Origin of the sequence: Actinomadura sp. RB99, assembly GCF_014706005.1 — a bacterium.
GTDB lineage: Bacteria > Actinomycetota > Actinomycetes > Streptosporangiales > Streptosporangiaceae > Spirillospora.
In genome coordinates, this window is record NZ_JABMCA010000041.1 from 40,798 (window position 1) to 61,315 (window position 20,518).

The window sequence follows — 20,518 nt, forward strand, 5'->3', positions numbered from 1 at the left end:
TCTTCCTTCTCGAGCGCCTCAGAGCCAGGGGCCGAGGGGCGGGGCGACGGCGAGGGCGTGCGGCCGGCCGGCCAGCCAGGCGGCGACCTCGGGCAGCGGCCCGTCCGGGAGCGCCCGCTCGGCCGGGGACGCGGCGTCCAGGCCCCGCTTGGCGGCGATGTCGGTGACGAGGGCGTCCAGGAAGTCGCCCGGCAGGTCCGCGAAGGACGCTCCCCGGTCCAGGTCGACGGCGTGGACGAACGTCTCCCGCGACCGCATCCAGGGCACCTCGGTCGCGGGGACGGTGCGGCCCTGCGCCGTGACGACCTCGGCCCGCCACTGGCGCTCGGTGAGCGCGTCCATCGCCGTCCGCAGCTCCGCGCTGGAGCGGGCCAGCCATCCGGCCAGCTCGGGACCGGTCATCCGGGCGCCGCGCTCGATCCCGGCCGCGCGCTCTTCCGGCGAGGCGTACATGGGGGTCTCCTCGCCGGTGGCGGCCCAGCGCACCAGGTTGCCGAGCGCGTCGGCGTTCGCCGCGACGTGCGCGACGAGGTGCCGGCGGGACCAGCCGGGCAGCAGGCACGGGGCGTCGTACTCCGCCTCGGTCAGGCCGCCGGCGGCGTCGAGGAACAGGTCCGTGCCCTCCCGCGCCCAGCGGACGGCGTCGGCGAACGTGCGGGCCATCAGGCGTCCTTGACGACGCGGTTGACGCAGGCGCCGAGGCCGTCGATCTCGGTCACGACCGTCTCGCCGCCGGTCAGGTAGACCTTCGGGTCGCGGGCGTGGCCCACGCCCGCGGGGGTGCCGGTGGCGATCAGGTCGCCGGGCCGCAGCCGCACGATCGTGGAGACGTACTTGACCAGGAAGACCGGGTCGAACAGCAGCGTCCCGGTGTCGTCGGACTGCATCTCCGCGCCGTCGACCAGCGTCCGCACCCGCAGCGCGGGGCGGACGCCGCCGACCTCGTCGGGGGTCACCAGGTACGGGCCGACGGGGGTGGAGGAGTCCCAGATCTTGCCCTGCGTCCACTCGATGGTGCGGAACTGCCAGTCGCGCACGGACACGTCGTTCATGACAGTGAACCCGGCGATCGCGGCCTCCGCCTGGGCGTCGTCGGCGCGGCGGACCTCCGCGCCGATGACGACGGCGAGCTCCACCTCCCAGTCCAGGGCGTCGGTCTCGGCGGGCTTGACGATGTCGTCGCGGGCGCCGATCAGGCTGTCGGCGAACTTGGGGAACAGCGTCGGGTACGCCGGGAGCTCCCGCCCCATCTCCTTGATGTGATTGGAGTAGTTGTGGCCGACGCAGATCACCTTCGACGGGCTCGGCACGACGGGCGCGAAGTCGGCGCCCTCGACGTCGTGCACCGGGCCGGAGGCGCCCGCCGCCTTCGCCCGCCAGTCCGGCTCGGCGAGGAGGGCGCCCAGGTCGGGGTACCCGAGGTCGACGAGCCCGCCGCCGTCGAGGCGGACGGCGCGGGTCCCGGCGGCGGTGCGGATGGTGGAGAGCTTCATCAGGCGTCGTCCTCGGCGGTTCGGTGGGTGGCGGTGCGGTCGGTGGCGGTGCGGTGGAGCTTGAGGGCCTCGAAGACGGGCGCGTCGCCGAAGCGGAACAGGTCCAGGGCCCCGGAGTCGGAGTCGGACGGCCCGGCCTCGGACCGCACCGAGAACGGTTCCCACGAGGGGACCACGAAAAGGTCCCCGCGCGTCACCGACCAGGTCCGGTCGCCGACGGAGACCGTGCCGGAGCCGTCGAAGACCTGGTAGACGCTGGAGCCGGTCTCGCGGACCAGGGCCGTCTCGGCGCCCCGGGCCACCCGGTGGAACTCGGCGCGCAGGGTGGGGAGCACGTCGGTGCCGTCGGCGGGGTTGGTGTAGCGGACGGCGGCGTGGCCGGGCTCCACCGTGGCGGCGTGGCCCTCCTTCTCCAGCGCGAGCTGGTCGGCGAGCGCGCGGTCGGTGTGCTCCCACTTGTAGGAGAGCAGCGGCGACCCGGGCGCGGCGTGGCCGACGCCGACGGGGCGCAGCCCGGGGTGGCCCCAGAGCCGCTCGGAGCGGGACCGCTCGGGCGTGATGCGCTCGGCGTCGGAGATCTCGTCGCGCCCGAACTCGAAGAACTGCGCCTCGGTCAGGTACTGGAACGGGATGTCGAGGCCGTCGATCCAGGCCATCGGCCGGTCGGTGGCGTTGTGGTGGGCGTGCCAGTTCCAGCCGGCCTGCGGCAGGAAGTCGCCGCGGTTCATCGGCACGGGGTCGCCGCCGACGACCGTCCACACCCCGGAGCCCTCGACGACGAAGCGGAAGGCGTGCTGGGTGTGGCGGTGCTCGGGCGCGTCCTCGCCGGGCATCAGGTACTGGATCGCCGCCCACAGGGTCGGGGAGGCGAACGGGCGGCCGCCCAGCCCCGGGTTGGCGAGGGCGATCGCGCGGCGCTCGCCGCCGCGGCCGACCGGGACGATCCGCCCCGCCCGGTCGGCGAGGCGGACCAGGCGGTCCCACTTCCACACGTGCGGGACGGCGCTGGAGCGCGGATGGGGCGGCATGAGGCCGCCGATCTCGGTCCACAGCGGGACGAGGAGTTCGGCCTCGAAGCCGCGGTAGAGGTCCTCGAGCTCGGGGGTGACCTCCGGCTGGCCGGGCGCGTCGACGGCCCGCAGCCGCACCGGCGAGGCCGCGGCAGGAGTGCTGGTCATGACCGCCATCGTGAGGCCTGTACGCTGTGAAGAATAGGAAATTCTGTTCTACAGAATCGAGCCCGGGTGGACCAGCCGTTCAAAGCACCGCCGCCGTACGCCGTCGCGAGCGTCGACAACGCGCTGCGCATCGCGACGATGCTGCAGCTGGAGGGCCCGCTCACGGTCACCGAGGTCGCGCGGCGGATCGGCGTCGCGAACTCGACCGCGCACCGGCTGCTCGCCATGCTCGTCTACCGAGACTTCGCGGTCCGCGACTCCGACCGCACCTACCGCGTCGGGCCCGTCCTGGAGCTCGCCGCGCACTCGCAGTCGGCGGCGGCCCGGCTGCGCGCCGCCGCGCTGCCGCACCTGCACCGGCTGGTCGAGCTGCTCGACGAGTCCGCCAACCTCACCGTCCGCACCGGCGACACGGTGCGCTTCATCGCCAGCGTCGAGTCGCGGCAGGCGCTGCGGGTCGGCTCGCGCGAGGGCATGGTCTTCCCCGCCCACCGCACCACCGCGGGCCTGCTGCTGCTCGCCGAGCTGCCGCCCGACCGGCTGGAGGCGCTGTACGCGGCCGACCGCTACACCGAGCGCCCCGGCGACCGTCCGGACCTGGACGCCCTGCGCGCCGACCTGGCACGGGTGCGCCGCAACGGGTTCGCGCTCAACCAGGGTCGCTCCGAGCGGGGCGTCGTCGCGGTCGGCGTCCCCGTGCACGACCCGCAGGGCGAGGTCGTGGCCGGGCTCTCGGTGTCGATGCCGAGCGCGCGGTACGAGAAGGAGCGGCTGCCCGCGCTCGCCGGCACGCTGCGCACCGTGGCCGACGCACTGGAGCGCGACCTACGGGAATGACCCCGTCCAGCGCGGGCCGGTGAGCTCCTCGAGAATCTCCGCTGGATCCTTCTCACCCACGGCCACATCGACCACGTCGGCGGGGCGCACGCCTTGTGGGAGCTCACCGGCAGGCGCGCGCAGGTCTTGATCCACGAGGCCGACGCGCCGCTGCTGCGCTCGACGCCGCGCCCACGTGGACGAGTAGCCGGGCTCAGTGGACGCGGTGCAGGGGCGCCGGCCGCCGCAGCGCGGGCGCGAGCCAGCGGTCGAGCATGGCGCGGAGCCGGGCGTCGTCGTGCGGCGGCTCGCTGGGGTTCTGCAGCAGCGACGTCAGCAGCCGCATGATGATCTCGGCGAGGCCGGTCAGGTCGTCCTCGCCGACCCCGGCGGCGGCCCAGTCGACGGGGAAGCGCCGCAGCATGCGGGCGCCGTAGCCGATGGCGTCCGCGGTGGTGGCCCCGCGGCCGAAGGCGCTGGAGTCCTTGAGCTGGAGCAGCAGGCTCAGGCGCGGCTCGGTCGGGATGGTCCGGACGCAGAACATCATGCCCTCGACCACGGCCTCGGCGGGATCGCCGACGCCCTGGAGGTGGGCGACGAGCCGGTCCACGAACGACTCGGCGCCCTGCGCCGCCACCTCGCCGACGATGTCGCTGATCCGGGCGAAGTGGCGGTAGACGGTCTGGCGCGTGACGCCGAGCTCGCTCGCGACGTCGGAGAGGGTCGTCTTCGCGACGCCGTGCCGGTCGATGCAGCGCGCGGTCGCGTCGACGATGCGCTGCCGCGCCTCGGCATCCGATGCGGGGGGCCGGCCTCCCCAGCCGTGGTGCGCCATGGCCCTAGGATCGCACAGCCTCCGCGGCCGGCCGGGACGCCTTCACGCGCGGTACGGCCAGGATGAGGCCCGCCGCGGCGACGGCGCACAGCGCGGAGTACCAGAGGCTGCCGACCGGGGTGCCCTGCTCGGTAACGCCGCCGGTCGCGGCGAAGTACGCGGGCAGCGCGACCAGCCACAGGACGACGAGGACGGCGAGGTACACCGCCGGGTAGACCCGCGCGAACACCGGCGACGGCACCGGCGCCGTGTCGCCCGCCCGCGCCGCGCGGTAGGCGTCCACGAGCAGGTAGAGCCCGGCGATCCAGACGGCGGCCAGCTCGGCGGAGAGGATGCCCCGCTGGATCCCGATCCGGTCGTCGCCGCGGAACGCGCCGCTCGGCGCGCTCACGACGATCATCGCGAGCGGTGTCACGGCGCCCGCGACGACGGTGCGCCAGGAGACGCTCCAGCCCGGCAGCGCGCCCCGGCCCGGCCGAGCCCCGACCAGCCGGACGACGAGGTACGCCATCGCGCCGAACGAGACCGAGGCGAACAGCAGCATGCTGTTCATCGGCACCGAGGCGAGCGCCGGCCGGTTGATCATCGTGTTGCCGGGGTTCCACGCCCACCACTTCAGCTGCGGGCCGAGCTGGTCGAAGATCTCGTAGAAGACCTGGCAGGCGAACGCGACCGCGACCGCGCCGGCCAGCGGCCCGCGCCGGGCGAACACGCCCAGCGCCCTGACCAGCTCGTAGGCGAGCTGCGAGATCGCGGGATAGAACGCCACGATGTAGAGCGGCAGCCGGTCGTACATGAACTGCACGGTGAACACGTTGTGCGAGAAGATGAACCCGACCTGCTTCTCCAGGCCGAACCAGCCGGGGAAGTACAGCGGCGGCTCGATCACCGCCAGGTAGACGACCGAGGCGAACCACAGCGAGATGTTGACCGGGTCGCCGTCGCGCCGCCACCGCCGCCAGGCGTGGACGAGGGCGAACACCGCCCCGCCGACGATCAGCAGTTCCAGGACGGGCATGGTGCCGTTCGCGAGGTCGAACGGGTCGCGGAACGTCACGAAGGGACGGGCGTGGTGGCAGGAGAAGCCGAGCTTCTCGGCGACGCGCTCGGCGACCGGATCGCAGGTGTACCCCATGTCTCCTCCGCCCGTCAGGCGCCGACGAGGTCGTCGCCGCGCCGCGCGGCCCCGGGCGACGCGGTCCCGGTGTAGCCGGTGAAGTCGGTGCCGGGCGGGTCCTGCCGGGCGTCGAAGCCGCCGGGCACGACCGTCCGGCCGAGCCGCTGCCGCACCTTGTACCGCGCGATGCCGAACCAGAACCGCGGGTCCCGCGCCATCTCCTTCAGCGACCGGTCGAGGTTGAACACCTCGGCGAACGTCCGCTCGACGTAGGCGTCCTCGCGGCTCGCGGCGTTGATCGCGTTGAAGACCGGCCAGCTGAAGCGCGCGGCGAGCCGGCGCCGCCAGCGCGGGGCGACCTCCGTCCCGGTCGCGAAGTCGTACGCCTGGTCGCGGGCCATCGCGAGCATCCACGGCACGTCGAGGGACTTCTTCTGCCGGGCGAGGAACTCCCGGACGAACGCGAGGCCCAGGTCGTCGCGGGCGCCCAGCATCTCGCCGAGGATGAGCGCGGACCGGGCCGCCGAGCTCATCCCCTGCGCGTAGAACGGGTTGAAGGCGCAGATCGAGTCGCCGACGCACACCAGCCCGGCCGGCGGCACGTCCAGCAGGTCGAAGCGCCGCCACTTGTTGCCGGTGGAGCGGGTCAGGTGCACCTCCGAGGTCGGGGTGCAGGCGTGGGTCGCCCGGCCGAACAGCGTGGCCCGCACCCGGTCCACCGCGGCCTCGAACGCCTCGGGCCTGCGGGGCATCTCGATGCCCCACGACCCCATGCACACGATGGCGCGGTCGCCCTCGATCGGGAAGAAGTTGCTGAGGAACTCGTGTTCGGCGGGGTGGTCGCCGGTGTCCTGCGTCGGGGTGACGACCAGGTGCTTCCACCACCACGTCTCGGGGCGCCGGTCGGCGGGCGGCAGGTCGTACCACCGCGAGGTGTAGGTGACCTTGGCGTCGAGGGTCTTCTCGGGCGGCGCGGTCCAGCCGGCCGCGCTCAGCCAGTCGGTGACCGAGGAGCCGCGGCCGAGCGCGTCCACGACCAGGTCGGCGGCGAGGTGCGCGTCGCCGCCGTCGGCGGTGCGGTACTCGACGCCCTCGACGCGCCCGCGCGCCGTGCCGCCCCCGGTGGAGCGGAGCCCGGTGACGGTCGCGCCCTCGCGGATCTCGATGGCGGGCAGCTCGCGGACCTTGTCGCGCAGCACCCGCTCGATGAGCACGCGCGAGCTGTAGACCATCGTCATCGACCCGGACTTGCGCGGCGCCCAGCCGTCGTTCTCGCAGTACGCCGCGTCCATGGACGGCATCAGGTGCATCCCGCCCGCGGCGATCAGCGCCTCCTCGAACCCGGGGAAGATCGCGCCGATCGCGCGGCGGCCGGAGTTGAGCAGGAAGTGCGGGTGCTTGCTCTGCGGCACGCCCCGCCGGTGCTCCGCGTCCGGCGGGAGCAGGTCCCGCTCCAGGACGATCACCTCGTCGAAGCGGCGGGCGAGCACCCCCGCGGCGCACAGCCCCGCCACGCTCCCGCCGAGCACCACGGCCGTCCTGCGTCCCATCCCGCCGCCCTCCATTCATACAGATTATGAGTGAATGTATGATTGAGGGGAGGGCGCGTCAAGGGCCCCGGGCCCGTCGGCTGGACGGCGCGGGTTCGCTTTCGTCATGATTCGCGAATGTGGCGTGAGCTGATCGACGAACACACCCGCCAGGCCCGCTTCGCCCCGCCGGCCACCGAGCAGGAGCTCCAGCGGGTCGAGGAGAGCCTCGGGCACCTGCTCCCCGACGACCTGGCCAAGCTGCTCGGCGAGACCGACGGCGTCGTCGACGCCAACGGCTACAACCTGGTCTTCTCCGCCGAACAGCTGCTCCAGGGCAACCTGGAGATGCGCACCTACCCCGCCCTGAAGCGGCTCTACATGGCGTTCGACCAGCTGCTGTTCTTCTCCGACGCCCCCGGCGACGGCAACCTGTTCGGCTACGTCCTCGTCCCCGAGGGGCGGCCCGACATCTTCGTCTGGGACCACCGGACCGACAACCGGCGCTGCATCGCGCCGTCCCTGGAGCACTTCATCGCGGACTGGCTCAGCGGCCGCATCCGGCTCTGAACCGCCCCCAGCAGGACGTCAGAGCCGGGCGATGACCAGGGCGACGTCGTCCGGGCCGCCGCCGGCGACGCCGAGCCGGGCCAGCACGGTGTCGGCCAGTTGCGCGGCGTCGTACCGGGCCGCGTCGGCGAGCGCCCCGGTGAGGCGGGCGAGACCGACGTCGATGTCCTCGCCGTGGCGCTCGATGAGCCCGTCGGTGTACAGCACCAGCGTGTCGCCGGGCTCGTAGGAGGCGTTGGCCTGCGGGCGCGGCACGGCCTGGACGCCGAGCGGCGGATCGGTCGCCCTGTCCAGCAGGTCGCGACGGCCGTCGGCGCGCGCCAGCACCGGCGGAGGGTGCCCGGCGCTGCTGTAGGTGATCACCTGGTTGCCGGTGTCGACGACCGCCTGGACGACGGTCGTGTTCAGCGCCGCCTCCAGCGACCCCGCGTACAGCCCGAGCACCTCCAGCGCCGGGGCGGGACGCCCGACGGCGCGCACGGCCGCGCTCAGCGCGCTGCGCAGCATGCCCATCGCCGCGGCCGCCTCCAGCCCGTGCCCGACCACGTCGCCGACCGCCAGCGCGAACCGGTCGGGCGGCAGGTGGACGACGTCGTACCAGTCGCCCCCGACGCTCAGCCCCCGCGTGGCGGGCAGGTACCGGACCGCCACCTCGCCGTGCAGGTCCAGGTCGGGGGTCGTCAGCATGGCCCGCTGCAGCGTGAGCGCGACCTGCCGCTCACGCGCGTGTGCCCGCCGCAGCTCCGCGTTCAGCCGCTGCAGTTCGCGCGCCCGCGCGTACAGCTTGGCCTCCAGCGTCTGCGCCGTCTCCAGGTGCGCGCCCTTCCAGACGCCGGGACGGTCGCCGGGCACGGCCTTCTGGCCGGACGTCACGTAGGGGGTGACGTCCTCGGCCTGGTGGACGATCCACTCGATGCGTCCGTCCGCCCCGGGCACCGGCACGTTCACCAGCGCCCACCAGCGCTCATCGACGCCTTCCGGCCCCGGGATGCGATGCTTCTGGAGGGGCATCGTGTCGGGCTCGCCCGTGGCGAGGACCCGGTTCAGGGAAGCCTCCAGGTTCCGCATGCCCTCGGCGTCCGCCTCGTCGGGGAACGCCTGGCGCACGTGCAGGCCGACCAGGTCCTCGCGGGTCCGTCCGGTGGCGTCCACGAAGGCGCGGTTGACGTCCGCGATCACCAGGTCGGGGCCCATCACCAGCGACGGGCTCGGCATCGCGGCGAACAGCGCCGCGTGGTCGACCCCCGCCGCCACGCTCACCCGCTCTCTCCCTTCCCCACCTGCGCCGACATTCCCCGCGGCGCAGGCCCCAACCCGCCGGCGCCGCCCCCGGAGCCGCTCACCGCCGGGCACGCGGCCGGGCTGCTCGCCGCCGCCGACGACCAGGTCTTCGCCCACCTCCCCTACCCGCGCCCCTGGTGGGGGACGGGCGCCAACGCCGAGGCCAAGCGCCTCATGCTCGCGCACGCCTTCGACGTCCTCGGCTTCGCCAAGGTCGCTTTCCGCACCGACGCGGCCGTCGGGGCGGGCGATGCGCCGCCCGTTATGGGTGTTTCACACGATTCTCAAGGTTCGTGTGGAAATCAGTGAGAGCCGCCGGAAGCCGGGTAGGGCGTCCCGCTGACGGCATGACACAGAAGTCTCAAGGTCAGGCCGGTGCGGCCCAGGCCCGCCGGCCCCGGCAGTTAGGACGTCTTCCATGCTCTCCTGCCTGCGCATCCTCACGGCCGCCTCGCTGGCCGCCGCGACGACCGGGCCGATCACCGCGATGGCCGCCTCCGCCGCCGAGAGGCCGGGCCGGCCCACCGCCGACTTCAGCTGCTCGAAGCTGGTCCTGTCCACCAGCGGTCTCGCGCGCGGGATCCGCGGCTGCCGGCCGGACAAGGGCGGCTCCCGCCCCGCCGGCGACATCCACGGCACCTTCACGATCCGCGGCTACGTCCCCGAGAAGGCGAAGCCCGTGACGGTCACCTGCAAGCCTGACCCGGACCTGCCCGCCGACCCGTCCGGCGCGTACATCCGCGAACTCTTCGGCTTCCACTGCAAGTAGCGGCCGGCGGCGGCCAGCCGGGCATGGGGCCCCGGCAGGGGTCAGGTGTGGGGCGGGGCCAGGGGGAGGCGTAGGACGAAGCGCGCGCCGCGCGGCGAGTCCTCGATCCGCAGGGTGCCGTTGTGGGCCTCCGCGACGGCCCGGGAGATCGCCAGGCCGAGGCCGCTCCCGCCGGGATCGCGGCGGAGGCCCTCGCTCAACCGGGTGAAGGGCTCGAAGACGCGCTCCCGGTCGACCGGGGCGATCCCCTCCCCGTCGTCCTCGACCACGACCGCCGCGCCGTCGTCCGAGCGCCGCACCGTGACCTGCACGCGCGTGCGGGCATGGCGCTGCGCGTTCACGAGCAGGTTGGCCAGCACGCCGGCGAGCTGCACCCGGTTGCCCGTGACGGTGAGCTCCTCCGGGGCGCTGACCTCCACGGGCGGCCCGTCGCCGCGGCGGGCGGCCTCCTCGCGGGCCAGGGCGGCCAGGCCCACCGGCTCGACGATCCGCGGCCCGGTGCTGACGCGGGCGAGCATCAGCATCTCGTCGATGATCGCCTGGAGCCGCTCGGCCGTCGCGAGCGCGTCGCGGACGCCGCCGCGCGCGTCGGCCTCGGGGAACAGCAGCACCTCCTCCAGCTGCGTGCGCAGGCCCGTGAGCGGCCGGCGCAGCTCGTGGGAGACCATCGAGCCGAACCGGCGCTGGCGCTCCATCGCGTCCTCCAGCCGGGCGAGGGTCTGGTTGGCGGTGCGCGCCAGCCGGGCGATCTCGTCGTCGCCGGACGGCTGCGGGACGCGCAGGCTGAGGTCGCTGATGGTGATCTCGGCGATCTGCGCCCGCATCGCCTCGACGGGGCGCAGGGTGCGGCCGACCAGGGCCCAGGTGGCCCAGCCGGTGAGCAGCGAGGCCGCCAGCACGCCGGCGGCGACGAGGGCGTCCAGCCGCTGGGTGCCGAGCAGCACGGGCCGCGGCATCGCCGCGTAGACGGTGTGGCTCTGACCGGCCCACAGCCGGGCGGTCTTCTGCGGAGGGACGCCGGCGGCGGTGAGCAGCAGGCACCGCCCGTTCTCGCACTGGACGCGGTTCTGGGTCCGGCCGTCGTTCGGCGGCCGCAGCGTGCTCAGCGCGGGCAGCCCGCTCGCCGCCTTGCTGGCCGACACCACGCTCCCGGTGGCGTCGACGAGCTGCAGGTAGGGGACGCGGGTGCTGGTGATCGGCTGCGGCGGGGTGGGCGAGCGCATCGAGCCGATCCATTCGGCGGCCGCCCGCTCGGTGTCGCGGAAGCCGTCCCGCTCGATGCGGTTGTGGACGGCGGTGTCCACGCCGACGCCGATGATCGCGTAGACCAGCAGGGAGACGCCGGTCATGACCAGGGTGAAGCGCGCGCGGATCGAGGTCGGCGCGAGACGCGGACGCACCCTTCCGTCACCCCCGATCACCGCCGAGCCTGTCCCCTCCATCTATTAGGCGGCACCGTTGCGCGGCCCTTGGTCGGCGCGCCCTAAAGGCGGTGTAACGCCTCCCCTACGAACCGGGAAACCCGGCGGTCCGGCGGGGTCGGACCGTCCCCGTTCGCAGGCGGGCCGCGGGACGCCCGTGCGACGATGTGGCCGTCCGTGCCGCGACGGCGTGAGGAGGCGCGAGGTGTCCGAGGGAGACGGCGACGGGTACGGCGGGCGCCACCCGACCAGCCATGAGCGGACGAACGAGCGGCCCTGGGACGACTCCTACCGCGGCGAGGAGCCGGCGCCCTGGGACGTGGGCCGTCCGCAGCCGGCGGTGGTGCGCCTCGCCGGCGAGGGCGCCTTCACCGGCCCCGTCCTCGACGCGGGATGCGGCACCGGCGAGAACGCCCTCGAGATCGCCGCCACGGGAGCGCGGGTCCTCGGCGTCGACATCGCCGGGACGGCGCTGTCGATGGCGCGGGAGAAGGCGCGGGAGCGCGGCCTCGACGCGGAGTTCGCCCTCGCCGACGCGTTCCAGCTCGCCCGTCTCGGCCGGACCTTCGAGACCGTCCTCGACTGCGGCCTGTTCCACACCTTCGACGACGGCGAGCGGCGCGAGTACGTCGAGAGCCTCGCCTCCGTGACCGCCTCCGGAGGCCGCCTCCACCTGCTCTGCTTCAGCGACGCCGAGCCGGGCGACTGGGGCCCGCGCCGCGTCACCCGGGACGAGCTCCGGGCGTCCTTCGACCCGACGCACGGCTGGGAGGTCCTGGCCATCGCCCCGGACCGGCTGGTGACGAGCTTCGACGCCGACGGCGTCGCCGCCTGGCTCGCCGACATCCGGCGGGTCTGAGCCCGCTCCCCCGCCTCCGGCGCCGCGCGGGCCGAGCGCCGCGCGGGCTAGCCCTTCACGACCTCGCCCGCCGTGCCGGACGCGCCGGTCCCGATGCGGCGGACGCGCCGCTCGACGTCCTTGCGGGCGCCGTCGGTACCGGGCGCCGCGCCCGTCTCGAGGGTCCCGGCTTCGGCGCTGGAGCCGGTCCCGATGTGCTTGACACGCCGCCGCACGTCCGCCTGGGCGTCCTTCGTCCGGGGGCCGGCGTCCGGCGGCACGTCGCCGGTGTCCTCGTGCCCGCCGGTCCCCATGTGCTTGACGCGCCGCTCGACGTCCTTGCCGCCGCCGCCGGTCTCCGTGCCGTTGCCGAGCGTCCCGCGCTCGCCGCTCGCGCCCGTGCCGACGCGCTCGACGCGGCGCGCCATGTCCGCCTCGGCGCCCTTCCTGCCGGGTCCCCTGCTCATCGCGCTCCCCCGTGGCCGATGTCCGTCCAGGCCGCGCCGGCGCGCGCGCCCGGGCTCCCGCCCTCCGGCACGCGCGCCGTCACATCCCAGCGGTACCCCGCTGACCAGGGGACAAGCCTCCGGCGAGGGTCCCCGGGCCCGCGTCAGCCCCGGGCGAGCCCGGCCTCGATCGCCTCGATGATCCGGGGACGCAGCTCCGCGGCGCCGATGACCGCGTCGACGGAGCCGACCTCGACCGCGCGCCGGATGTCGTGCACGCGGTCGAACTCCGCCGCCACCTCGCCGAGCTTCTCCGCGCGGACCGACGACCGCAGCTCGTCGAGCTCCGCGATCACCGTCGCGCGGCCCGGGCCGGTGGCGGCCGCGACGCGGGCCTCCAGGTCCCGGACGCGGGGGTCGGCGGCCGTGCGGGCGTCGACGTCGCGGGCGAACACCACGGCGGCGGCGGGGGCCCCGCCGAGCACCGAGGCGAACGAGCCCTCCAGCGCGAACACCGTCATGTTCGGGTTGAGCGCCTTGGAGAACACCACGAACGCGCCGCCGTGGTACCGCGAGATCACGCAGAACACGATGGGCCCGCGGAAGTTGACGATCGCGCGGCCGATCTCCGCGCCGTACTCCAGCTGGAGCTTGCGCATCGACTCCGGCGAGCCGTCGAAGCCCGACAGGTTCGCCAGCACCACCAGCGGGCGGTTGCCGCTCGCGGCGTTGATCGCCCGCGCGGCCTTCTTCGACGAGCGCGGGAACAGCGTGCCCGCGGTGTAGGAGTCCGGGCCGTCGGTGGGCGGGAAGCCGCGCCGCGGCACCGCCCGCGACTCGATGCCGAGCAGGCACACCGGGACGCCGCCGAGATGCACGTCCTGGACGACCGCGGTGTCCGCGTCGGCCATGCCCGCCCAGCGCTCCAGCACCGGGTGGTCCTGGTCGGACAGCGCCCGCATCACGGTGCGGATGTCGAACGGCTTCTTGCGGTCCGGGTTGGCCTCGGCGGAGAAGATCTCGCCGACGGTGGCGAAGTCGCTGCCCTCCACGACGTGCGGGAAGGCGGAGACGTCGCGGTCGGCGGGGTCGGACGTCGGGGCCCGGCGCGGCCCCCGCTCCCCCGGCACGACGTAGGTGTGGTCGTAGTGCGCCATGAGGATGTCCCGCGCGGCGGTCAGGTTCGGCGCCCAGTACTGCGCCTGCCCGTTCGGGCCCATCACCCGGTCGTAGCCGCCGATGCCGAAGTTGTCCTCGGCCGACACGCCGCCGGAGAAGTCGAGCGACTGCTTGCCGGTCAGCACCATCGCCGAGTCCGGGGTCATCACGAGGACGCCCTTGGTGTGCATCAGCATCGTCGCCTCGGCGTTCCAGTACGGCTGGGCGCCGACGTTGATGCCCGCGACAACGATGTTGATCTCGCCGCCGTCCTGGGTGAACTCGACGATCCGCTTGAGCGCGGCGGCCACCCAGTCCATGTTCTCGGTGCCGGACTCCATGGAGATCCGGGCGCCCGCGGACAGCGCGTACCACTCCAGCGGCACCCGCATCCGCTCGGCGAGGTCCAGCGCGGCGATCACGCGGCGGCACTCCGGCTCCGACAGCGCGCCGAGCGCCTTCGTCGGGTCGCCGAGCAGCACGACGCGGGTGACGCCCTCCGGGTGCCGGTCGGTCGGCGTGGTGACGACGCCCGCGACCATCGCCGCGGTGTTGCGCCCCTTCGGCCGGTCGACCGGGACGAGCACGTGGTTCCCCGCCTCGTCGACCTCGAGATCGTGCTCGGTGAAGTCGCCGAGCATCCCGGTCAGCTCGTACGGGTACACGGTGTTGCGGCCGCTCGCCCGCAGCACCTTCTGCCGGTAGCCGTCGACGGGCTCGATCGGCTCGTCGGACGGCTCGCCGACGGTCAGCTCGACGCCGCCCGCGGCGTCGAAGGCCAGCCGCACCGCGATCTTGGTCAGCTCGCCGGTGCTCCGGTCGCGCTGCCGGCCGATGAGCAGGATCTCCTCCAGCCCGGCGCCCGCGGTCGTCGGCAGCACCCGCCCGACGATCATCTCCAGCTCGGCGCGGGTGAGGTCGATCGGCGGCCACACGTACAGCACGATCCGGTTGGTGTTGAACCGGTTCTTCGAGGGGCGCCGCGACCGGGCGCGGCGGATCGAGTCGACGCAGGTCGCGATGGAGTACTCCGCCATCGGCAGCGTGGCGAGCCGGCCCTCGTGGTCGCGCAGCTCGGTCAGGTCGCGGACCTGCGCGAACGCGACGAGGCGGTCGTCGGACGGGTTGTCGCGCGCCACGCACTGGAACAGGTAGACCTCCTCGTCCGCCGACGGCAGCCGGGTGAGGTCGAACCGGTTCAGCCGCTCCAGCTGCATCCGCTGCGCGATGTACGGGTGCAGGCCGCGGATCAGCCGCTCCTCCGCCATCCCGGCGGTGGTCGGCCGGAACGTGAAGTGGTGGTGCATCACCGCGCCGGCGCTGCCCGCGACGGTGGCGGTGAGCCGACGGACGCGCGGCGGCAGCGGATGCGCGGCGATGACCTCGTGCAGCGCGGCCGCCATCGCGTCGAAGTCCTCGGGCTGGTTCTCCCAGGCCAGGTAGATGTCGGCGTCGATGGCGTCCGCGCCGCCGGCCAGCTCGGCGAGGCCGCGCAGCGCGCCGCCCAGCTCCTCGAAGCGGACCGCGGCGGACACGACCGACGAGCCCTCGCGCTCGGCGACCACGAACGCGCAGCCCGCGCCGTCGCCGGCCCCCTGGTCGGGGGTGACGACGGGAGGTCGGTCGGGGTCGTGTTGGTCGGGGGTAAGCACGGTGCGGACGTCGGTGAGGCCCTTGTTGCCGTAGTAGCGCCGGGTCAGCACCTCCAGCATGACCGAGTTGTCCCGGTCGTGGCGGACGAGCCGCTGCCCGAGCAGCCGGACGAGCGGCTCGGTGCTGCGCACCATCTCGGCGATGCGCTCGGCGCGGTCCGGGGCGTCCGGGTGCGCGTCCAGGTGGCGCAGGTGCCGGCGGACGGCGGCGTAGACGCGGGCGCGGTTGCGGCGCAGCAGCGGCTGCGCGAACCAGGCGAACACCACGCCGCACGCGAGGTCGTAGACGACCGGGAAGCGCACCTGCGTCGCGGCGACGAGGCGCTCCAGCGCGAGGCCGACGGGCTCGCGCAGCGCCTCCGCCGGCGGCGGCTCCAGCAGCCACGCGCGCAGCAGCGCCGTGACGACCGCGGCGTCCGTGGCCGCGCGCTGCTGGGCCAGGAAGATCCGGAACACCGCCGCCTCGAGCTCCGGCGAGCGCTCCAGGTCGGTGACGCCGTAGTGGCCGAGCGCCTTGGCGAGCCTCGCCCGGAACTCCTCCGGCAGGCCGGCCCGCTCGACGTCGAGGCTCTGCAGGTAGGTGTGGAAGTGCTCGCGGGCGCTGTGCACATGGCCGGTGCCGGCCCCGTCGCCGCCGTCGGCGCCGTCGGCCGGGGTGTTGCGGGTCAGCTCGGCGAGGTCGGCGAACACGTCGATGAGGGCGAGCTCCTCCTCCACGGGCCGGTGGCCGTCCGCGGCGGCCGCCCCGCGCGCGGCGAGGTAGCCGTCGAGCGCCCGGCGCTCGTCGTGCGGGTCGGCGTCGAAGCCCAGCAGCAGGCTGCGCAGCTCCTCCAGGCCGTGCGCGGCGCGCTCGCGCGCGGGGATCTCGGCGGGCTCGGCGGGCAGGTCGAGCTCGACGGTCCCGGTGGCCGCGGCGTCCTCCTCCTCGGTGCCGTCGGCGAGCGGCTCCAGCCGCAGCAGCGGCGCGCCGGTCTCCACCTGGCCGCCGACGGAGACGACGCACTCCTTCAGCCGCGCCCGGAACGGCGCGCGCAGCACCGTCTCCATCTTCATGCTCTCCAGCACCAGCACGGGCGCGCCCGCCTCGACCTCGGCGCCGACCTCCAGCGGCGTCGCGACCACCAGCGCGGGCGCGGGCGAGCGGACGACGCCGCCCTCGTCCCGGCTGACCCGGTGCGTCACGCCGTCCACCTCGACCAGGTGGATCGGCCCGTGCGTGCCGGTGACGATGCGGTACCGCGTGCCGTTGACGGCGATCTGCCCGGTGTGCCGGTCGAAGCGGTCGAGCTCGACGGTGGCGGTGCGGACGCCGTCGCCGCCCGCCTCGATGCCGACGCGGAACCGCTGCGCCCCGATCCGCGCGACGCGCACGCGGTAGCCGGCGCCGCGCAGCTTGAGGTCGAGGGGCCGGCCGCTCTCGTGCCGGATCTGGGGGCGGCCGCCGGACGCCGTCGACAGCAGCCGCCGCCGCTCGGCCTCCTCCTCCGCCTCGTACGCCTCGATGGCGGCGGCCGCCAGCGCGACGCCGGAGTGCCGGTGCGAGACGAGGCCGCCCTCGCCGCGGACGCGGTCGATCCAGCCGGTGTCGGCGCTGCCGTCGATCACCTCGGGCCGGTCGAGCAGGTCGAGCACGAAGCTCTTGTTGGTCGCGCCGCCCTCGATGATGACGGTGGTCTGCGCCATCGCCCGGCGCAGCCGGCCGAGCGCCTCCTCGCGGTCCCGGCCGTAGGCGATGATCTTGGCGATCATCGAGTCGAAGTCGGCGGGGATGGTGTCGCCCTCGGCGACGCCGGTGTCCACCCGGACGCCGGGCCCGGCGGGCAGGTCCAGGCGGGCGATGCGGCCCGGGGACGGGGCGAAGTCGCGGTCGGGGTCCTCGGCGTTCAGCCGGGCCTCGACGGCGTGCCCGCGCTCCACCGGCGGCGCGCCCTCCAGCCGCCCGCCGGACGCCACGTGCAGCTGCGCCTTGACCAGGTCGAACCCGGTGGTGGACTCGGTGATCGGGTGCTCGACCTGGAGCCGGGTGTTGACCTCCAGGAACGCCAGCAGGTCCTCGCCGGGGTGGTAGAGGAACTCGACGGTCGCCGCGCCGCGGTAGCCGACCGCGACCGCGAGCCGCTCGGCGGACGCCTTGAGCTCGGCGGCCCGCGCGGGCGGCAGCACCGGCGACGCCGACTCCTCGATGACCTTCTGGTTGCGGCGCTGCACCGAGCAGTCGCGGACGCCGAGCGCCCACGCGGTCTCGCCGTCGGCGATCACCTGGACCTCGACGTGCCGGGCGCCGGTGACCAGGCGCTCCAGGAAGACGACGCCGCTGCCGAAGGCGCGCGCGGCCTCCTGGCTGGTGCGCTCGTAGGCGTCGTCGAGCTCGGCCTCGCTGGTGATCACGCGGATGCCGCGCCCGCCGCCGCCGGCGGTCGCCTTCAGCATCAGCGGGTAGCCGATCTCGGCCGCGGCGGCGCGGGCGGCGTCGAGGGTCTCGACGGCGCCGCGGCTCCACGGCGCGACGGGGACCCCGACCTCCTCGGCGATCAGCTTGGCGCCGATCTTGTCGCCGAGCCGGCGCATCGCCTCGGGGCTCGGCCCGACGAACGTGACGCCGGCCTTCTCGCACACCTCGGCGAACGAGGGGTCCTCCGCGACGAAGCCCCAGCCGACCCAGGCGGCGTCGGCGCCGGTCTCGACCAGCGCGCGTTCGAGCGCCTTCAGGTCGAGGTACGGGCGCGCGGACGCGGGGCCGAGGTCGTAGGACAGGTCCGCCTCGCGCACGAAGGTGGCGGTCCGGTCGACGTCGGTGTACAGGGCGACGGTCTCGATCCGTGTCCCGGTCTCCGCGGCGATGTCCCGTACGGCGTGGATGAGCCGCATGGCGGCCTCTCCACGGTTGACGATGGCGACACGACTGAACACGCGACCGAGCCCTCCTGTAGACCACGATGTCCGCCGCGAACGACGGCTCTCGGCTGTGCCCACCCTTCCGGTTACCCGCCGGTAGCTCCATGTCGCTGACATCGCATGCTGCGCGGCCCGAGTTGTGGGAAACGTGCAAAAGCCGGACCGCCGCCGGGTGCCGGCGGGGCCTCTCAGGGCCGGGCGGCGCCGATCGCCTCGCCGCCGGCCGCCGGCACGCGCAGGGCGATCATGGCGAGGTCGTCGATGCCGGCGGTCGGCAGGCGCGTGAGCAGCCCGTCGCAGAACGCCGGCAGCGGCCGGCGGGCGAACCGGCCGGCCTGCTCGCACAGCCGCTCCAGCCCCTTGTCCAGATGCTCGCCCGGCCGCTCGACCAGGCCGTCGGTGTAGAGGAGCACCGTGCAGCCGGGCGGCAGGCGGACCTGCGCGCTGTGGTACGGCTCGTCGAACAGCGGCCCGAGGCCGAGGAGCGGGTTGGCGGCGTCCTCCAGCAGGTCGACGGAGCCGTCCGGGCAGACCAGGACGGGCGGCGGGTGCCCGGCCACCGCGTAGTCGAGCCGCATCCCGTCCGGCCCGCCGTCGGCGACCCGGGCCAGCGCGCAGGTGGCCGAACCCTCCGGGATCAGCGTCTCCATCGCGATGTTCAGCCGGCGCAGGACGTCCCCGGGGCACTCCTGGCGGTCGACGATCAGGCTCCGCAGGATGTTCCGCAGCTGGCTCATCGCCACCGTCGCGGCCAGGTCGTGCCCGGTGGCGTCGCCGATGGCCAGCACGGCGGCGCCGTCCGGCAGCACGAACGAGTCGTACCAGTCGCCGCCCACCTCGGCGGTCGCCGGGCTGGCCCGGTACCGCGCGACGATCTCCAGGCCGGGCACCACGGGCGGCTCGGCGAGCAGGCTGTGCTGCAGCGCCAGCGCCACCCGCTGGGTGCGGTGGTACTCGATCGCGCTGCTCAGCGCGTCGTGGGCGTGGTCGAACATCTGCCGCATCAGGTCGACGTCCTCGCGGCTCAGCGGCTCGCGCTCCCCGCAGACGGCGGCGGTCACCACGGCCGCCACGGTCCCGTCGACGGTCACCGGCATCAGCACCACGCTGTTGGCGTTCGCCGCGGCCAGCCACTCGGTCGTGCCCTGGGGCAGCATGCCCGCCGGAGGGCGTCCGGGCGGGAAGGTGTGGTGCAGCGGGCGGCTCCGCTGCACGGCCCGGGTGAACCCGCTGTCGGCGGCGTACCACTCCCGTCCGAACGGCGGCTGCCGCGGCAGGTCCGGCCGCGCGGCGGTGGCGACGCGCTCGGTGAGGAGCGGCGCACCCGCCGGCCGGTCGATGTAGTCGGGCAGCAGGTGGACGCCGCAGCCGTCGGCGAGCGCCGGGACGAGCACGTCGGCCAGCGCCCCGAGCATCTCCCGAAGCCCGGTGCGCTCGGCGGTCGCGGCGGCGGCGCCGTCGAGCAGCCGCCTGCGGTGCTCGCGCCGCCACTCCTGCTCGATGTCGGTGCAGGTCCCCACCCACTCCACCACGACGCCGTTCTCGTACACCGGCGCGGCGTTGACCTGGAAGTGCCGGTAGTCGCCCTCGACCGTCCGGAGCCGGTAGACGTACCGCCAGGGGCGGGCCTGCGCGAGCGCCCGCTCCCACGACCGCGCGGTCTCCTCGCGGTCCTCCGGGTGCAGCGCCTGCTGCCAGCCCCTACCGCGGAACCTCTCCCAGGACTGGCCGGTCACCCGCTCCCAGCCCGGGCTCGGTTCGACGGGATCCCCCGCGGGGTCCGTCACCCACACGATCTCGGCGCTCACCCGGATGAGGCTCTGGAACCTGCGCAGGGCGCGGCGCTGCTCGTCGGCGGCGTCGGCCCGCCGGGCCGTGTCGACGCTCCCGCTGACGTCCACGCCGACCGCCAGCACGGCCGGCTCGTCCCCGGGCAGGCGGGTCAGGCTGAAGGAGAAGAAGCGCTGCTCGTAGCCGGTGTCGGGGAAGAACAGGCTGACCGGGGCCTCGGCGAGGGTGACCGGCTCCCCGTCGGCCAGCACGCGGTCGAGGAGGTCGAAGTAGTCGTGCTGCACGAGGTCCCGGAACGCGTGGCGGACGGGTTCGCCGATCGGCCGCTCGCCGAAGGTCGCGCGGAAGGCGAGGTTCGTGTACGCCAGGCGCCGCTCCGGCCCCCTGATGACGGCGACGGTGACGGGCGCGGCGTCGAACGCCTCGGGCGCGATGCCGCCGTCCCCCTCCTGCCGGTCATCGACCATGGCGTCTCCCCCAGTCGCCGCCCGGGTCGCTCTCGGCTCATCTCCACCTCAACATACATCGGTCCCCCTTCTCACCTGCGCTTCGGGCTCTCCAGGGGGCCATCCCTCACCGCCCAGCGTGCCCAGCAGCATGCACTTGACGTACGGGAGGGCCTCGCAGCCGGGGATCGCGATTCCAGGTGCCGGCCGGTTCACGCCGATCGCCGAGTGCGAACGGCGCCGGCGCCATTTCGTCATGAACGGAACTCAATAGGCCAGTCGC

General features: G+C 74.5%; 16 protein-coding genes. 5 read left to right on the top strand and 11 right to left on the bottom strand.

What is annotated here, in order from left to right; all coding sequences use genetic code 11:
• Positions 1-18: 18 nt before the first annotated feature.
• Genes amrb99_RS30370 through amrb99_RS30380 form a run of 3 tightly spaced genes read right to left on the bottom strand, consistent with a single transcriptional unit; the run spans position 19 to position 2,671 of the window.
• Positions 19-663 carry a maleylpyruvate isomerase family mycothiol-dependent enzyme gene (locus amrb99_RS30370; protein WP_190862505.1) on the bottom strand — a complete coding sequence of 215 codons (645 nt, stop codon included), beginning with the start codon at positions 661-663 and terminating at the stop codon, positions 19-21.
• The gene (locus amrb99_RS30375; RefSeq protein ID WP_190862507.1) at positions 663-1,493 is read right to left on the bottom strand and encodes a fumarylacetoacetate hydrolase family protein; all 831 of its coding nucleotides are present in this window, start codon (positions 1,491-1,493) and stop codon (positions 663-665) included. The genes amrb99_RS30370 and amrb99_RS30375 overlap by 1 nt, the downstream gene beginning before the upstream one ends.
• A complete protein-coding gene (locus amrb99_RS30380) occupies positions 1,493-2,671 on the bottom strand; it encodes a cupin domain-containing protein (protein WP_190862509.1) in 1,179 nt (392 codons plus the stop codon). The genes amrb99_RS30375 and amrb99_RS30380 overlap by 1 nt, the downstream gene beginning before the upstream one ends.
• Positions 2,672-2,737: 66 nt before the next feature.
• Here amrb99_RS30380 and amrb99_RS30385 point away from each other — a divergent pair, with 66 nt between their 5' ends.
• Positions 2,738-3,508: an IclR family transcriptional regulator C-terminal domain-containing protein gene (locus amrb99_RS30385; protein WP_190862511.1), complete on the top strand. Its 771-nt coding sequence runs from the start codon at positions 2,738-2,740 to the stop codon at positions 3,506-3,508.
• A gap of 193 nt (positions 3,509-3,701) precedes the next feature.
• Here amrb99_RS30385 and amrb99_RS51545 read toward each other — a convergent pair whose 3' ends face one another.
• From amrb99_RS51545 to amrb99_RS30405, 3 genes are read right to left on the bottom strand one after another with little or no spacing between them, the layout of a single operon-like run.
• On the bottom strand, positions 3,702-4,322 hold the full coding sequence (locus amrb99_RS51545) for a TetR family transcriptional regulator (protein ID WP_190862513.1): 621 nt from the start codon (positions 4,320-4,322) through the stop codon (positions 3,702-3,704).
• 4 nt (positions 4,323-4,326) lie between these two features.
• Positions 4,327-5,457 carry a hypothetical protein gene (locus amrb99_RS30400; RefSeq protein ID WP_190862515.1) on the bottom strand — a complete coding sequence of 377 codons (1,131 nt, stop codon included), beginning with the start codon at positions 5,455-5,457 and terminating at the stop codon, positions 4,327-4,329.
• A gap of 14 nt (positions 5,458-5,471) precedes the next feature.
• Complete coding sequence (locus tag amrb99_RS30405; protein ID WP_190862517.1) at positions 5,472-6,989, bottom strand: FAD-dependent monooxygenase; 1,518 nt, start codon at positions 6,987-6,989, stop codon at positions 5,472-5,474.
• A 117-nt stretch (positions 6,990-7,106) separates the two neighbouring features.
• Between amrb99_RS30405 and amrb99_RS30410 the strand changes: the two genes are divergently transcribed.
• The gene (locus tag amrb99_RS30410; protein WP_190862519.1) at positions 7,107-7,538 is read left to right on the top strand and encodes an SMI1/KNR4 family protein; all 432 of its coding nucleotides are present in this window, start codon (positions 7,107-7,109) and stop codon (positions 7,536-7,538) included.
• 18 nt (positions 7,539-7,556) lie between these two features.
• Here the strand turns inward: amrb99_RS30410 and amrb99_RS30415 are convergent, their stop codons facing one another.
• Complete coding sequence (locus amrb99_RS30415; protein WP_347256931.1) at positions 7,557-8,798, bottom strand: SpoIIE family protein phosphatase; 1,242 nt, start codon at positions 8,796-8,798, stop codon at positions 7,557-7,559.
• On the opposite strand from amrb99_RS30415, the gene amrb99_RS30420 reads away from it, so the two are divergent.
• Together amrb99_RS30420 and amrb99_RS30425 are read left to right on the top strand one after the other, a co-directional pair.
• Complete coding sequence (locus tag amrb99_RS30420) at positions 8,772-9,128, top strand: GNAT family protein (protein ID WP_190862521.1); 357 nt, start codon at positions 8,772-8,774, stop codon at positions 9,126-9,128. The genes amrb99_RS30415 and amrb99_RS30420 overlap by 27 nt on opposite strands.
• Positions 9,129-9,237: 109 nt before the next feature.
• Complete coding sequence (locus amrb99_RS30425) at positions 9,238-9,588, top strand: hypothetical protein (RefSeq protein WP_190862523.1); 351 nt, start codon at positions 9,238-9,240, stop codon at positions 9,586-9,588.
• Positions 9,589-9,629: 41 nt separating this feature from the next.
• Here the strand turns inward: amrb99_RS30425 and amrb99_RS51550 are convergent, their stop codons facing one another.
• Positions 9,630-10,988, bottom strand: a complete 1,359-nt coding sequence (locus amrb99_RS51550) for a HAMP domain-containing sensor histidine kinase (RefSeq protein ID WP_190862525.1) — start codon at positions 10,986-10,988, stop codon at positions 9,630-9,632.
• A 226-nt stretch (positions 10,989-11,214) separates the two neighbouring features.
• On the opposite strand from amrb99_RS51550, the gene amrb99_RS30435 reads away from it, so the two are divergent.
• Positions 11,215-11,868 (top strand): methyltransferase domain-containing protein, encoded by a 654-nt coding sequence (locus amrb99_RS30435; protein ID WP_190862528.1) that lies wholly within the window; start codon positions 11,215-11,217, stop codon positions 11,866-11,868.
• A 47-nt stretch (positions 11,869-11,915) separates the two neighbouring features.
• Here amrb99_RS30435 and amrb99_RS30440 read toward each other — a convergent pair whose 3' ends face one another.
• From amrb99_RS30440 to amrb99_RS30450, 3 genes are all read right to left on the bottom strand, one after another.
• Positions 11,916-12,314, bottom strand: a complete 399-nt coding sequence (locus amrb99_RS30440) for a hypothetical protein (protein ID WP_190862530.1) — start codon at positions 12,312-12,314, stop codon at positions 11,916-11,918.
• A 143-nt stretch (positions 12,315-12,457) separates the two neighbouring features.
• A complete protein-coding gene (locus amrb99_RS30445) occupies positions 12,458-18,013 on the bottom strand; it encodes a carboxyl transferase domain-containing protein (protein ID WP_190862532.1) in 5,556 nt (1,851 codons plus the stop codon).
• A gap of 173 nt (positions 18,014-18,186) precedes the next feature.
• The gene (locus amrb99_RS30450) at positions 18,187-20,256 is read right to left on the bottom strand and encodes a SpoIIE family protein phosphatase (protein WP_190862534.1); all 2,070 of its coding nucleotides are present in this window, start codon (positions 20,254-20,256) and stop codon (positions 18,187-18,189) included.
• Positions 20,257-20,518: the final 262 nt, after the last annotated feature.